This is a genomic window from Glutamicibacter nicotianae, from assembly GCF_002797775.1.
GTDB lineage: Bacteria > Actinomycetota > Actinomycetes > Actinomycetales > Micrococcaceae > Glutamicibacter > Glutamicibacter nicotianae.
Map to the genome: position 1 here is coordinate 101,240 of NZ_PGEY01000001.1, position 15,178 is coordinate 116,417.

General features: G+C 57.5%; 10 protein-coding genes and 2 pseudogenes. 10 read left to right on the plus strand and 2 right to left on the minus strand.

What is annotated here, in order from left to right; translation table 11 throughout:
- Positions 1 to 111 precede the first annotated feature (111 nt).
- Positions 112 to 681, plus strand: a complete 570-nt coding sequence (locus tag ATK23_RS00460; protein ID WP_083515522.1) for a TetR/AcrR family transcriptional regulator — start codon at positions 112 to 114, stop codon at positions 679 to 681.
- A gap of 48 nt (positions 682 to 729) precedes the next feature.
- Here the strand turns inward: ATK23_RS00460 and ATK23_RS00465 are convergent, their stop codons facing one another.
- Positions 730 to 2,067 (minus strand): MFS transporter, encoded by a 1,338-nt coding sequence (locus ATK23_RS00465; protein WP_066140072.1) that lies wholly within the window; start codon positions 2,065 to 2,067, stop codon positions 730 to 732.
- Between the two features lie 187 nt (positions 2,068 to 2,254).
- On the opposite strand from ATK23_RS00465, the gene ATK23_RS16500 reads away from it, so the two are divergent.
- The 9 genes and pseudogenes from ATK23_RS16500 (at position 2,255) to ATK23_RS00505 (ending at position 14,084) form a co-directional block, all read left to right on the plus strand.
- Positions 2,255 to 2,992, plus strand: a complete 738-nt coding sequence (locus tag ATK23_RS16500) for a hypothetical protein (protein ID WP_157066359.1) — start codon at positions 2,255 to 2,257, stop codon at positions 2,990 to 2,992.
- A gap of 97 nt (positions 2,993 to 3,089) precedes the next feature.
- Positions 3,090 to 4,757: a bifunctional phosphoribosylaminoimidazolecarboxamide formyltransferase/IMP cyclohydrolase gene (purH, locus tag ATK23_RS00475; protein ID WP_066140066.1), complete on the plus strand. Its 1,668-nt coding sequence runs from the start codon at positions 3,090 to 3,092 to the stop codon at positions 4,755 to 4,757.
- A gap of 421 nt (positions 4,758 to 5,178) precedes the next feature.
- Positions 5,179 to 6,752: pseudogene (locus tag ATK23_RS00480) on the plus strand (BCCT family transporter).
- A complete protein-coding gene (locus ATK23_RS16645; RefSeq protein ID WP_255209561.1) occupies positions 6,749 to 6,874 on the plus strand; it encodes a hypothetical protein in 126 nt (41 codons plus the stop codon). Before ATK23_RS00480 ends, ATK23_RS16645 begins: the two are co-directional and overlap by 4 nt.
- 989 nt (positions 6,875 to 7,863) lie before the next feature.
- A complete protein-coding gene (locus tag ATK23_RS00485) occupies positions 7,864 to 9,432 on the plus strand; it encodes a purine-cytosine permease family protein (protein ID WP_245858245.1) in 1,569 nt (522 codons plus the stop codon).
- Between the two features lie 98 nt (positions 9,433 to 9,530).
- Positions 9,531 to 11,156 carry a GMC family oxidoreductase gene (locus ATK23_RS00490; RefSeq protein ID WP_066140063.1) on the plus strand — a complete coding sequence of 542 codons (1,626 nt, stop codon included), beginning with the start codon at positions 9,531 to 9,533 and terminating at the stop codon, positions 11,154 to 11,156.
- 48 nt (positions 11,157 to 11,204) lie between these two features.
- Positions 11,205 to 11,630, plus strand: coding sequence for a hypothetical protein (locus ATK23_RS00495; RefSeq protein WP_066140060.1), 426 nt, complete (start codon positions 11,205 to 11,207; stop codon positions 11,628 to 11,630).
- 145 nt (positions 11,631 to 11,775) lie between these two features.
- On the plus strand, positions 11,776 to 13,179 hold the full coding sequence (locus tag ATK23_RS00500; RefSeq protein WP_066140057.1) for an NAD-dependent succinate-semialdehyde dehydrogenase: 1,404 nt from the start codon (positions 11,776 to 11,778) through the stop codon (positions 13,177 to 13,179).
- Between the two features lie 95 nt (positions 13,180 to 13,274).
- Positions 13,275 to 14,084, plus strand: coding sequence for a putative hydro-lyase (locus ATK23_RS00505; protein WP_066140054.1), 810 nt, complete (start codon positions 13,275 to 13,277; stop codon positions 14,082 to 14,084).
- Positions 14,085 to 14,152: 68 nt separating this feature from the next.
- Here ATK23_RS00505 and ATK23_RS00510 read toward each other — a convergent pair.
- Positions 14,153 to 15,145, minus strand: a pseudogene (locus ATK23_RS00510) (adenosine deaminase).
- Positions 15,146 to 15,178 lie beyond the last annotated feature (33 nt).

Here is a 15,178-nt window from a genome sequence, read left to right on the forward strand (position 1 = left end):
TTCTATCTGGAATGATGATTTCCGCTTCGTCTGAGCACTGCCCGTCCGCTATCGTAAATTCGACAGGTGGCAAGCCGCGACCTGGAAGTTCCCCCAGATCGGAATCCGCTCATGCGTTCAGATGCTCTTCGGCGACGTGAGAACATCCTTCGAGTTGCTCGTGAATTATTTGCCGAACGCGGCGCCCAGATTGCAATGGAAACCATTGCGGAGGCAAGCGGTGTCGGCATCGGCACACTCTACCGGAACTTCGCTGATCGGCTGGCATTGGTTGAGGAAGTCACCCTCGTCATGCTGGAGGATATCCGCAGCGCGTCCCAGCAGGCGATAGAGCGGCTTGACGCGAATGAGGCAGAGGGCTGGGACGTTCTGCTGGACTCGTTGATCGAGCAGAACCTCGGGGCGCTGAGCGAAGCCCTGGGACTGCAGCTGCCCAAGAAGGTCAGCCCGCGCATCCTCGAAGCCCAAGCCGAGGCATCCAGGACCTTGAACTCCGCCTTGGGACTGGCCAAGAACGCCCAGCTGGTTCGCGCCGACATTTCCGGGCTGGAATTGATTGCCACCGTCGGGTCCATAACCCGCCCGATGCCTCGGGCCTTCAGCAACTCCCAGCCCGGTCTGGAAGAGCGCATCGTGCAGATCATGCGTGACGGCTTGCGCCCGCAACCTGCGCAGAACTAGAAAATGCCGGCACCAATGGTGCCGGCATTCGCTATTGGGGGGGGAGATTCAGTCCAGCTGCAGTCCGCGGGTTTCCGGTGCGAAGCGTGCCATGAACAGGATGGCCAGCAGCACCAGCGCGGTCGCGCCGGCAAACAGCCAGCCCAGCCCCACCACGGGCCATAGCGCCGCGAAAATAAGCGGGCCGAAGCCGGCGGCAAAGCGCGACATGGTCGAGGCCCAGCCGAAGCCGCTGGCCCGCAATTCGGTGGGGTACAGCTCCGAAACGTAGGCATACAGTACCGGAATGGCGACCTGGACATTGACGCCGAAGACCAGCACCCAGCCAATCGCGGCCGCCGGGACGTCGAGGTTCTGCGCGACGATGACCAGCACGAGGCCGGAGAGCGGGGCAGAGATCGCCAGCAGCCATTTGCGGCCCACCCGCTCCACCAGCCAGGCAGCCAGCACGACGCCTGCCAGGCCCATCAGTGCCATCACCGCGGTGGCGAAGAAGGACGCGGACTGGGCCATTCCGGCCTCGGTGAGGATCGACGGCAACCAGGTCAATGCCAGGTAGTAGACCAGCAGAATGGTCATGAACAGCAGCCAGCTGGTGGCGGTGATCTTCCATGAATACCGCCACAGCGAGGCCACCTGCTGCCACCAGCGCGGAGCCTTTTCCAGCTCCACCGGCTCGATCACGTAGTCGCGCTTGGTTGCCCCGGTGCGTTCCACCAGCTGGTCGATGACCGCACGGGCTTCCGCATCCCGGCCCTTGGCCGCCAGGAACAGCGGGGACTCGGGCATGGAGCGGCGCACCAGATACACCATGAACGCCGGCAGGATCATGACTGCCAGGATTAGCCGCCAATTATCCGTGGTGGCCATCACCCAGCCGGAGACGAAGAAGGACAGCGCCGCGCCCACCGGCCACCAGCCGTCCATGGCGGTGAGCACGCGTCCGCGCAGCTTGGCGGGCGTGAATTCGCCGACCAGCGCATAATCCACCGGGATGCAGCCGCCCAGGCCGACACCGGCCAGGAAGCGGAAGGCGACGAAGAAGCCGAAGCTCGGCGACAGCGCGCCGAGGACGGTGAACAGCGAGAACATCAGCAGCGTCAGGCTGAACGCGTTCTTGCGACCGTACCTGTCGGCGATCCCGCCCCAGAGGAACGCGCCTACGGCCATGCCCACCAGATTGGAGGTGCCCAGCAGGGCCGCGGTGGGACGATCCAGCCCCCACTCCTCGGCGACCAGTGGAATCAACGCGCCGTTGAGGGTGACGTCCCAGGCGTCGAACATGAAGCCGAGGCCGCCGATAATGAAGATGGTGCCCTGCACCTTCCATTTGAATGGCAGCTCTTGCACGATGGTCGTGCCAGAGGGCGGGGGTGCGGAAGACACAGTGGTGCACCTTTCGGTGTGCGAGCGGAATTGGTGTGTACCGCGTGAAGCATAGCCGAAAACCGGGGTGCAGGTGTAGCTCTCTACGCTTCTTATCGCGCCGCGTCAAGGCCTGTTGCAAGCGACGGCAAGGGAGTAATCTTCGGACATGGGAGTAGATTGGACCGCTCTCGAAGAGGCTATACGGGTGACTGCCCTTCGACACGCAGCGGAAGTGATAGCTGGACACCCGGACCAAGACTTCTATGCCATTGCCCTGCATGGCGTCAGCACCGAGGAAAGCGAAACCATCGCCATGCCCTTGCTGGCCCTGAACTCGGTGCAGGCCCTGGAACGCGACCGCCTCACCGAATCCCGCGAGCAACTGGTGGAACGCGGCGAGGACACCGATGAGCCTGCCGACTACGAAGACCGTCCCGATGCCGAAGGCGATGGAAGCCTTGGACCCGAAACCGTCACATTGGAAGAAGATTCGCTGCTGATCTCGGATTCCGACGACGAGGACGACGAGCCGGAAGATGGCGAGGACTCCGACGGGGAAGACCTCGATGACGTCTTGGCCTCCCTGGAAGCGGATCTGGAAGAAGACGACGCCGAAAGCTTCTACTCGGATAAGTGGGAGCCCAGCGATTGGCACTGGTCATCCATTGATTTATGCGAAGACCCGGCGGCTACCCTGTGGTCCGATGCGATGACAGGGCTGGCCGCACGCGAAGGCTGGGAACCGACCATCAAGCGCTACTACCACACGCTGGTTGCGGTGGCCCGTTCCTTGCGCGAGGAGTTGAATGAGCGGACCAAGGTTGATCTGGTGGCCTATGTCGCAGATGAGGAGCATGCTGAGAAGCTTCTGCAGCTTTGCCTGACTGACAAGCAGCTTTCCACGTATTTCCCGCAGCTTTCCGCACTATCCGAAGGGGCCTGACACGAACTGAAATTTCGGTGCCTTCGTTGGTTAGAATGTTGGCGGTGGCCTCTGCGCTGCCCGCCCCATTCATTCTCACCGCCGGGAGAAAAATTTCGTGAGTAAGACCGTGCTGGACAAAGTCGCTATCCGTCGCGCGCTGATTTCCGTCTACGACAAGACCGGCTTGGAGGAGCTGGCCGCTGGTTTGCATGCAGCAGGCGTGCAACTGGTATCCACCGGTTCCACGGCCAAGAAGATCGCCGCCGCTGGAATTCCCGTGACCGAGGTCGAGCAGGTGACCGGTTCCCCTGAAATGCTCGACGGACGCGTAAAGACCTTGCACCCGCGCATCCACGGCGGCATCCTCGCCGACCGCCGCGTCGCCGAGCACATGGACACCCTTTCCTCGATGGACATCGAGCAGATCGACCTGGTCGTGGTGAACCTGTACCCGTTCGTGCAGACCGTCGCCTCCGGCGCCTCCCAGGACGAAGTGGTCGAGCAGATCGACATCGGCGGCCCGGCCATGGTCCGCTCGGCAGCGAAGAACCACGCCGCCGTCTCCATCGTGGTTGACCCGGCGTTCTACCCGCAGGTCATCTCCGCCGCCTCCGAGGGCGGCTTCGATCTGAAGACCCGCCAGCGCCTGGCCGCCAAGGCCTACGCGCACACCGCAGCCTACGACACCGCGGTCGCTTCGTGGACCGCCAGCCAGTTCCTCGATGAGGACGGCGACGGCGTCATCGATTGGCCAGCCTATGCAGGCGTGGCCCTGCAGCGCGCCGAGGTGCTGCGCTACGGCGAGAACCCGCACCAGCAGGCAGCGCTCTACGTGGATGAGGCCGCCCCGGCCGGCATCGCCCAGGCCGACCAGCTGCACGGCAAGCCAATGAGCTACAACAACTACGTGGACGCCGACGCCGCACTGCGCGCCGCCTACGACTTCGAGAAGCCGGCCGTTGCGGTCATCAAGCATGCCAACCCTTGCGGTGTGGCAGTGGCTTCGGATGGTGCTGCAGACCCGATTGCCGACGCGCACCGCAAGGCGCACGCCACCGACCCAGTATCCGCATTCGGCGGCGTGATCGCCGCGAACCGCACGGTCACCAAGGAAATGGCAGAAACCGTCAAGGGCATCTTCACCGAGGTAGTCATCGCCCCGGACTTCGAAGAGGAAGCAGTACAGATCCTCTCGGCCAAGAAGAACATACGCCTGCTGGCCCTGCCAGATGGCTACGGCCGCAACAAGAACGAATTCCGCCAGGTCTCCGGCGGCATGCTGGTCCAGGCCGGCGACAAGATCGACGCCGAGGGCGACAACCCGGCGAACTGGACCCTGGCCGCCGGCGAGGCAGCTGACGCCGCGACCTTGGCAGATCTGGAATTCGCCTGGAGCGCCGTGCGCGCCGCGAAGTCCAATGCGATCCTGCTGGCCAAGGACGGTGCCGCCGTGGGCATCGGCATGGGCCAGGTCAACCGCATCGACTCCTGCAAGCTGGCAGTGGAGCGTGCCAACACCTTGGGCGTGAAGGTCGAGTCCGGCGCAGATGCCGCCGGCGGTGCCGAAAACGCCACCGGTGCTTCCGAGCAGCGCGCGCAGGGCGCAGTGGCCGCTTCGGATGCATTCTTCCCGTTCGCCGATGGACTGCAGATCCTGATCGACGCCGGCGTCAAGGCTGTCGTGCAGCCAGGCGGCTCGGTGCGCGATAAGGAAGTCATCGCCGCCGCGAACGAAGCAGGCATCACCATGTACTTCACCGGTGCCCGCCACTTCTTCCACTAAAATTCCTTAGTGCTGAACGGCCACGTCAGCAACGGCAATTTGTTGCTGCCGTGGCCGTTTTCTTTGTCTGGAATCGGTCTCGTCCAGCCGGCTGGTTTGCCTCATTTTCAGTGGTGTGTTCTGGAGATTATTTCGTGGCCAGAGCATAGTTCGCCTAGAATGATCAGTTACGGATACTGAAAAATCGTGTCCAGAGAGACTAAAAGGTGAACCTAGCGCGCAGCAAAACGGGCAATCTAGCCAACCGCAAAACTCCAGAAAGAGAGTCGAAAGAGTTAAGAACGCCCTGCGCGCCGCAGTCAAGGAAACAACCCTGGGCATCCACCCCGGATTGATTCCCGGCATCAGCGTGGAAGACACCGGCGCCAAGTTCCCCACACGGCGCAGCGTGTTCATCACCGCGCTGGTGGTCTCGGTTGCCGTGCTCGTTTGGGCGATTATCGCGCCGAGCAATTTGAATCTTGTCGGCACGGCAATGCAAAGCTGGGTGGTCACCAATTTCGGCTGGCTTTTCAATCTCACGGTCCTAATCATCGTCGTGTTCATGTTGGTCGTCGGGTTTGGACCAACCGGCAAAATCCGGCTAGGTGCCGATGACAGCACTCCGGAATACTCGACTCTCTCGTGGATTTCGATGCTTTTTGCCGCCGGCCTGGGAATCGGCCTGGTCTTCTACGGGCCGCTCGGACCGCTGAGCCACTTCATAGCGCCACCGCCATCCACCAGTGCGGAGGCCGAATTCGTTGACGCGGTCCTGCCGGCCTTGACCGACTCGTTCTTGCATCAAGCCAGCTTCGCCTGGTGCATCTACGCCCTGGTCGGCGGTGCTTTGGCCTACGCCTCGTTCCGCCGAGGCCGCCTGCCCCTGATCTCATCGCTTTTCGAACCGGTCTTCTCTAATGGCAATCATCGGGTGCTGGGCAAGATCATTGATGTCTTCGCTGTTCTGGTAACGCTCTTCGGCACTGCCACTTCGCTGGGCATTGGCGCATTGCAGATCCGAACCGGTACGAACATCATCACCGGACTTGAGCTGGGCAATGGCTACGTAGTCGTCGCGATCAGCGTATTGACCGTTGTCTTCACGTTTTCTGCAGTCGCGGGCATTAAGAAGGTCATTCGACTTCTGTCGAACACGAACATGGCGCTGGTGATTGGCCTGGCATTGTTCGTGACGGCCTTCGGGCCAACAGTATTCATTTTGGACATGATTCCGAGTTCATTGATTGCTTTCGCCGGCAATCTGCCGGAGATGCTGTCTGTGGCAGCCAGCCAAGGCGAAGTCCAGAAGCAGTACCTGACCTCCTATACGACCCTGTACTGGGCGTGGTGGATTTCGTGGTCGCCATTCGTCGGCATGTTCATTGCCAAGATTTGCAAGGGCCGTTCGCTGTGTGAATTCGTCGCAGTCGTGGTCGTCGCCCCGGCGCTAATCTCGATTATCTGGTTCGTGACTTTCGGCGGCAGCGCCATCTGGATGCGCATGAACGATATGGATATGGAAGTGAAGGGCGCTGGCGAAAATGTCATGTTCGATCTGCTGGCGAACTTGCCGCTCAGCCCGGTGTTGTGGATTGTGTGCCTGATGGTCATCCTGGTCTTCTTCGTCACCGCGGCGAACTCGGCAGCAAATGTCATGGCTCCATGTCCCAATCGGGCCGCCCGGTGCCATCCAAGCCGGTGACCCTCATCTGGGGTGTGGCGCTGGGCCTGATCGCCATGTTCCTGCTGCTGGCCGGCGGGCGCAACGCCTTGTCCGGACTCCAGTCCATCATGGTGACTTGTGCCTTGCCGTTCACCATCATCCTGATTGGCGTTATGGTTTCCTGGGCCATCGACCTGCGCAACGCCCCTGCGATGATCCGCCATCGATATGCCGTTGAGGCGTGCGCAGGGGCATTGACGAGCACGGCGATGACTTTGTCTTCGGTGTTGCTGCAGTGCCTGAAGAAGAAGGGGCAGGCGCGGACTTCGAAAGCGATGATCCTGCATTGACCGAGTGGTACACGGATACCGGCATGCTGGACATCGTTGAGGTCAAGGAGAAGCTTGCGGAGCCTGTTGCACTGGATCCAGGTGCTGGGGATCCTCAAAACGAGGCTGAACCAGCAGAATAATCTGAAACCAGAAATCCTGCGATTTAGGCAGGTTCTATCTGATCAAGGCCGAGCTCGGCTAGCCCATGTGCGCTGAGCTCGGCCTTGCGGTGTTTGGTACCAATGTTCCGAGCGCGAGTGAAAACCGTAGCGCGGCGAACCGGGAACCATGCACCTAGAAGCCAGAGTGTGCAGATCCTTTCAAATTAAGGAAGATATCAGGTAAAGGTTTCGCCTTCGGCCTGTTAAGGCGAAAGCGTCCGGAGAGACGATACTGTTCTTGCCCTTTGGTCCCGCCATTCGACGCCATGTGATCACCGGCATTGAAAATGCAGTAGCCATTCCCTCCTGCAAAGAACTTCTACGCAGGTGCTTAGTGTCCATGTGCTTATACCTATGAAGACGTCATGATCCGTCTTCTCCGAAGTGCCGCCGTCTTACGCGAACCAGGGTTTGCCTTTGACCATGAATCGAATTTCGTCATCCGACTGTCCTGCGCCAGGATCCTTAGCTCATCTCCTTAACGAAGCTAGATACGAGCTCCTGAATCAAGACGTTGCACGTTCGAAAGCATAAGAGCAGCCTGGTAGGCCACATTCTCGATCCCCTCGGCGGCTTGTGTTGCCACGTGCTATGCGAATTGAAACACTCCGCTCCATAGCTTTTTACCGTTGCCACCTCGAAGCGGTTGCGCATATTCCGTGGGTAACGATTGGCCAGAAGGCGCTATCAGCGATGCACAAGTGCCAGAACCGCAGCCGATGCGGGAAGCGACCGTGGAAAAAGGCGATCAGGCAACTGAATTCATGGAGGTTTGCTGTCTAGGCCGCACGTGATTCGGTGCGTAACGATTTATCATCTTTCAAAAATTGTTCAACAACCTATTGCTTGAATTGTTGAACAACGGTAATGTAGCCTCCGTCACTACTCCATTGGGCGTCACGTGACAGCCTTATTAATATCCAGTCACTAGCCCACGGGTTGCCGCGGCTCAAATGTTAGGAGCAGGAGTGAAAGAAACTCATTCTTATCCTGTTGAATTTCGCACTTCGCTGGAGGACGATCCGCGTGTTGTCGAACAGCAGACCAAAGAGGACTACACGAACCACGTCGTTCCTAAAACAGCCCGTCAAAGCAAGGGTCAGATAATCGGCAGCTGGTCTTCTATCACTAGCGCCATGGCTTTCGTCTCGTACGGGGCTTTGGCTGCCTCGATAGCAGGCGTTGTGCAGGCGATAATCGGCCTGTTGCTCGTCGTTGTAGCATATTCATTACTTGGACGATTCAGCGTTGCAGAAGCCGTTCGATGGGGGTTGAACTCGACGCTGATTTCTCGCCGTTTGTTTGGAGTAAAGGGAGCAGCCATCGTTCCTTTGCTTGTCGGCATTTCGCTGTTCTACTACGCCGTGTTTGAAGCAAGTATCGTAGCCGTCGCACTCCAAGCCTATTTTGGCGTCTGGGATATTCGAGTTTGGTACGGAATTGTTGTGTTGGGCATGCTCCCATTCATGCTGGGTGGCATCCAGACGTGGCTGAGCAAATTGAACTGGGTCTCCCTCCCTATTTACTTCTTCGGCATCCTTGGTGCCGTGATCGTTGCAGCGTCTAATGTTGGTTGGTCCGGCAATTGGGACGCTTTTGACTCAGCAGCAGAGCAGTCGAACGTCATTCCTGGGTGGCTCGCGGTCTTCGTCCTGTACATGGGAATATTCGTATTGTTTCCAGAAACCCAAGATACGGCTAGGTTCGCTCGGGAAGCTGACAAGACATTTCACCAAAACGTCACGTTCGGTTGGGTCTTTTATGGCATTGCTTTCTTATTCAACGGACTTGCCGGCATAGCAATTGTCGGGTTCTCCGAAACTGGGACTGAAATATCCGAAAGCGGTGTTGTGCAAGGTGTCGTTAATGCGCTTGGCCTGTTTGGGCTCATAGTAATTATCGTTAGCCAGGTCCGGATAAACTCTGCGAACTACTACTTCGCGAGCGTCAACCTAGAACGATTCATAGCTCATTTCACAACGAAGGGTATTTCCCGAAGAACCTGGGTCTTCGTACTTTCGGTCCTAGTCTTCCTAGTCATGTTGACTGATGTCTTCAGCTATATTTCCGTTGCCCTAGCGTGGCAGGCGGTATTGGTCGTAACCCTGATCGCCATGATGGTTACGGATCGGTTCATGAAATCGAAAGAGACGCCGGAATTCCGTTCGGCACGGATCAAGCGTTTTGGGGCCGGCTTCTTCGTTTGGATCGTTTCGTCGGGCGTGGGCGTTGTTCTTCTGCAGATGCCAAACCAGCTGCCTACGCTATCGGCTTTGGCCCCATTGGTCTCCTTTGCTCTGGCCGTTATCTTGTATGCATTTACTCAGCTGACCGGTATGAGTTCTCTGAAGGATGTGCCGAGCGACGCGGTGCGCGAGCAGATTGATGATCTGTGGGGGACACGCGTGCAATGCAGCGAATGTGAGCTTTCGTATGTAGCGATCGAAATGGATACTACCGATGAGCAACACCGAGTGCTCTGCTTAGGTTGCCAAAATTCGGTCCAGACATCGGAACTACCGAGCCGGAAGCAATAGCGTACAGAAAAGTCAGAGAGTAAGAGTCAGGAATTTCAGCAAGGACTAATGAGTTCTTTTGGCTCTGGAATCATCCCCATTGAGAAAGGAAAAATTCAATGGCAGAAAAAATCGGTGGGCAGGTCTTGCCAGATGTCGCTGATGCCGTGGTAATCGGTGCCGGTCCAGCTGGTGCAGTGATGACTAAAGCCTTCGCTGAAGCAGGAATGAGTGTTGTATGCCTCGACCAGGGCGATTGGCCTGATTACTCAACTTCACGCAATGCCGGAGCAGAATACGAAATCGTCGGTGGTAACGAATGGTCGCCCCTTCCTAACATTCGCAAGGGCATTGGTGACTACCCCATCGATGAGAGCGATGCCGATATCAGTGCTTTGCTTTGGAACGGCGTGGGCGGTAGCGCGATGATGTACGCGGCGCAATGGCAACGCAATATGCCGTCGGACTTCCGTGTAAAGAGTCAAGACGGTGTGGCAGACGACTGGCCGATGTCCTATGAGGAACTGATTCCTTTCTATAAGCAGGCGGAGAAGGACTTTGCAATCGCCGGCTTCAATGGTGATCCCGCGGTACCAGAAACGGACTTTCCCATGGCGCCGACGCCCATCGGAAAATCTGGTGCCCTACTTGGCAAAGCACACAATTCCCTGGGGTGGCACTGGTGGCCAGGAGCCAACGGTATCGCAACCCGAGAATATGGTCGCCTTAAGCCAAGCACCCGACGAGGAGCGAGCTATCTGGGAAATGGAGACCAGAGTAAGAGCACCGTGGACGTCACACACTGGCCCGATATCGCGCGTCGCGAAAATGCATACTTGCTAACTCGTTCCACGGTCGCCCGCATTGAAACGGACTCCTTCGGCAAAGCTTCCGGAGTGATCTACTTCGACGCTGATGGTAATGAGCGGCGCCAGAAGGCGTCCCTCGTGGTCCTTGCAGCAAGCGGCATCGGAACACCCCGTCTTCTGCTCATGTCTGCAAACGCACAGCACCCAGATGGTTTGGCCAACGCTAGCGGCTTGGTAGGCAAACGGTTGATGATGCATCCCTACTCTGCAGTTGTAGGTACCTTCGATGAGGAAATCGGTACTACGCAGGGAGCGTATGGCCATACCCTCTACTCGATGGAATTCTATGAAACTGACGAAACACGTGGCTTCGTGCGTGGTGCTAAATGGGGGCTAATGCCCACAGGAGGCGCGATGGAAATGACGAGATCATTCCCATGGGGAGCCAACGATGACCTTTGGGGACAGAATTTCAATACTTCATTACAGGAACGTTTGAATCACTCCGTTACCTGGGGCATCATCGCAGAGGACCTTCCGGAAGAACACAATCGAGTTGAACTTAGCTCCGATCTGGTCGACGCCCATGGGCTTCCGGCAGTGAAAATTTCCTACGAGACTTCCGAGAACAGCAGGAAGCTGTTGGCTTTCCACGTTGAGCGTGCTCGGGAATCGTTGCTAGAGGCCGGCGCGAAGAAAATCACGGTGGCACCCCATATCCGCAACACCGGATGGCATCTGTTGGGCACAGCTAAGATGGGCTCGACTGCTGAAGACTCCGTAGTAGACCATAGCGGCCGTGCCCACACAGTACCGAATCTATACATCGTGGATGGAAGTACCTGGCCGACCTCAGCAGGTGTCAACCCCACGGCGACCGTTGTAGCAATGGCAATGCGCACTGCGAACATCATCATCTCGGGACGACAGGCGTAATCTCTGCGGAGGCTGCGGACAGTTGGAAGATTGAAAGGAAATTCAAAATTGGCTGAGTCAACGTACCTGAGGGTTCAGGAACAAACGATTCTTGTTAGGTTCGCCGATTTGCTGATTCCAGGCGGGGCCGGAATGCCGAAAGCTTCCGAATCAGACCTGACGAGTGGATTTGACCGAATATTTAAAATCAGGCCGGACCTGATTGATGCTGCAAGAGCCCTGATAGCAGATCTGGGTTCCACTGATGAGCGGATATTGCCAGATATCCGTGCCCGGCATCCGGAACGTTTTTTGGATGTTGCCGAGCTCATTGCCGGTAGTTATTTTCTTGATAAGAGCGTCACGGGAATCCTTGATTATTTGGACAAGGAAACTATCCCACTTGACGATGAGGAAGCACGTCTCGCCGCCCTTGCTGAGCTAACCGCACCGGTGGTTAGACGAGGGAACACTTTCCGCCTTACTGGCAGCTGACGGTTAAGGTTTCATGGCGGCTGCTGACACTAGTGAATTTGAGCTGCGAAACTAATCGGATTGTTTGCTAATTTCCAGTGTTTCGAAAGACGTGACCTTTAACGCCCAGCTGGCCCGTGATTACTTTATGTGCGATGGAGAACCAATGAAAGAAACAGACAAGACTTTAGAGCAAGACCGCTATCGGATTCAGAATCCGGGAACTGGAATCACGACCCTCACATACCCAGAAGCTACAAACGAACAAGTCCTCGAAACGCTAGAACAGTCCCACGAGGGTTTTTTGACGTGGCGAAAGCTTTCATCTGAAGCACGTGCCGAAGCACTGCTACAAGCAGGTAAGTTATTCAAGGAGCGGTCGGAAGAACTCGCGCGCATTGCAACAGAAGAAATGGGTAAGGGACTTTCGGAAGCCCGCAGCGAGGTTTCGCTTTGCCACGGGATATTCAAATACTACGGAAGTGATGGTCCTGCGTTAGTTGCTCCCACTCCAATAGACGATATTGAAGGTGGGCAAGCGGAAGTCCAAAAGCTTCCTCTCGGTCCATTGCTTGGAATCATGCCGTGGAATTTCCCGTACTACCAGGTTCTTCGTTTCGCCGTTCCCAATCTGATTGCGGGCAATTCTGTCATCATCAAACCAGCCGAGCCGTGCCCCGCTTCTGCTTTGGCCGTCCAAAAGATCATGGACGAAGCCGGCATTCCGCACGGAGTCTACAACACTCTGTTGGCTAATCATGAGCAGATCGAAACGGTTATCGCCGATGAGAGAATTCAGGGCGTATCGTTGACCGGATCTGAACGAGCTGGGCAAGCAGTTGGAATGATCGCAGCGAAATATCTGAAGAAAATCGTTCTTGAATTGGGCGGGTCGGATCCCTACATCGTGCTCGATTCGGATGATGTCAAAACCTCTGCAATTTCTGCGTGGAAAACCCGTATCTCTAATATGGGTCAATCTTGCAATTCCAACAAACGCATGATCGTAAACGAAGACATTTTTGATGAATTCGTAGCTACTCTTGTGGAAGAAGCCAAGGGTCTTATTCCCGGGAATCCAATGCTGGAAGAGAACGGAACCTATAATCCATTGGTTTCGGAAAACGCGGCTCGCGGTCTTCTAGAGCAGGTTCGCGATGCAGTCTCCAAAGGCGCTACGCTTCATGCCGGCGGGGTAGTAGACGAAACTAACGGAGCCTACTTCGCGCCAGCCGTTTTGACAGGCGTTGTGCCTGGCATGCGAGCCTACGACGAGGAACTGTTCGGCCCTGTGGCCGTAATCTACAGCGTGTCTAACGACGATGAAGCAGTGACGCTCGCGAACGACAGTGCCTATGGTTTAGGCGGTGCAGTGTTTTCGACTGATCCGGAGCGTGCCAGGAAAGTTGCTTTGCAGCTCAACACTGGAATGACGCACATTAATACCGCAGCAGCATTTGGAGCACGATTACCTTTCGGCGGTATCAAGCGATCCGGATTCGGGCGGGAACTTGGTCCCAACGGCATGGACGAATTTGTAAACAAACGCTTGGTGTATAAAGCCACCTAAGGGTCAGTTCCGCGATAAATTTCATCGAAAGGCGGCCGGATACGTAGTATCGCATCGATGGGATTCGGCACTTGGAACAGAAAGCAGCAAGATAAATGTTAGACCTTCAGTCCATGAACAACGTGGAGAAGTCTGCAATGTCACCACGCGAGGCCCGCGAGCTCTTCCGGGCCGGACAAGTACTGCCGACCGCTGGAATCAGCGCCGGCTACGCGCAGGCGAATCTGATGATCGTTCCGCAGCAACTGGCCTTCGATGTGCTGCTCTTCGCCCAGCGCAATCCCAAGTCCTGCCCCATCCTCGGGGTGCTGGAGGCCGGGCAGACCAGCAGCGAATTGCTGGCCGGGGGAGACATCCGCACGGATGTCCCCAAATATGTGGTGTACGAAGACGGCGTCAAGGTCGCTGAACCCACCGATCTGCGCGAATACTGGCGTGATGACCTGGTGACGTTCATCGTGGGTTGTTCCTTCACCTTCGAAACGGCGCTGATGGAAAATGGAATCTCGGTCGCTCACATCGACCAGGGCGTCAACGTCCCGATGTACAAGACCAACCGCCGCTCGACGACGGCCGGCACCATCTCCGGGCCGATGGTCGTCTCCATGCGCCCCATCCCTGCCGCACGAGTCGCCGACGCAGTGCGCATTACCTCCCGGTACCCGGCGGTGCATGGTGCGCCTGTGCATATTGGCAATCCCGGAGAACTGGGCATCGAAGACCTGGCCGCACCTGACTTCGGCGACCCGGTGGAGATTCCGGAAGAGAGCATCCCGGTGTTCTGGGCGTGCGGGGTGACCCCGCAGGCAGCAGTCATGGAATCGCGTCCTGCATTGGCCATCGGCCACGCACCAGGTCATATGCTCATCACTGACATCAGGGACACCGAATACCAAGTTCCCTGATCTTTAATAACTGAATGCGGCGGCCATCTCCCAAAAGGCCGCCGCGTTCGTTATTTGATCGTAAAGCGCTATTTTTGCAGCTCGGCCCAGGCTCGGACTTCGGCAATACGCGCCTGCTTGGACGGCTCGTCCAGGAACGAGGATTCGAAGGAATTCTTCGCCAAGGTGGCCAGCTGCCCGGTGCTGAAAGCGAACTGCTCCATCAAGGCATCGAAGTTCGCGTCCATGCAGCCGCCGAAGTAGGCCGGGTCATCGGAATGCACCGAGACCTTCAGCCCCTGGGCAAGCATCCTCGGCAAGGGGTGTTCAGCCATGGTGTCCACCGCACGCAAACGGATGTTGGACAGTGGGCAGACGGTCAGCGGCATCTGCTCGTCGATCAGCCGCTGAATCAGCAGCGGATCATCAAGGCTGCGGATGCCGTGGTCCACGCGCTGGACCTTGAGCAGATCCAGGGCCTGCCAGATGTATTCGGCGGGGCCTTCGTCGCCCGCGTGCGCGACCACGTGCAGCCCGTGGGCCCGGGCGTAGTCGAAGACCTCGGTGAACAGCTGTGGCGGGAAGCCGACTTCAGAGGAGTCCAGGCCGATGCCGTCGATGTCATGCCTCTGCTCCACCAGCACCTTCATCAGTTCCATGGCTTCGGTTGCCGGGGCGTTTCGCCAGAAGCAGGCGATGAGCTTGCTCGAGATGTTCCAGCGTTCCAGTCCATCGGCAAGTCCTGCGCGGATTCCTGCGACGACTTCGCATAGCCCCAGGGTGCCGCCGATTTGGGCTTGCGGGTCGAAGAAAAGCTCGACGTGGCGTACGCCCGAGTCCTTGGCCCGCTGCAGGTACGCGACGGTGATCTCGTGGAAGTCCTGTGCCGTGCGCAGCACGGCCATGTTCGATTAGAACAGGTCCAGGAAGGACTGCAGGCTGGTGAACTGGTATTGGGCGCGCAGTTCATCGATGGACGCGTAAGGCAGTTCAATGGAATTCTTTTTAGCCAGGGCCATGATCATTTCCGGCTCGAGCGTTCCTTCCAAATGGACATGCAATTCAGCGACAGGCAATTTCACGGGCGATGACCTTTCGAGCAGGGAATCGATGCG

Excerpts from the sequence above, each read along its gene's own strand:
- ATK23_RS00460 (WP_083515522.1), top strand. The coding sequence starts at position 112 with ATGCGTTCAGATGCTCTTCGGCGACGTGAGAACATCCTTCGAGTTGCT.
- ATK23_RS00500 (WP_066140057.1), top strand. The coding sequence starts at position 11,776 with ATGAAAGAAACAGACAAGACTTTAGAGCAAGACCGCTATCGGATTCAG.
- ATK23_RS00505 (WP_066140054.1), top strand. The coding sequence starts at position 13,275 with ATGTTAGACCTTCAGTCCATGAACAACGTGGAGAAGTCTGCAATGTCA.
- ATK23_RS00490 (WP_066140063.1), top strand. The coding sequence starts at position 9,531 with ATGGCAGAAAAAATCGGTGGGCAGGTCTTGCCAGATGTCGCTGATGCC.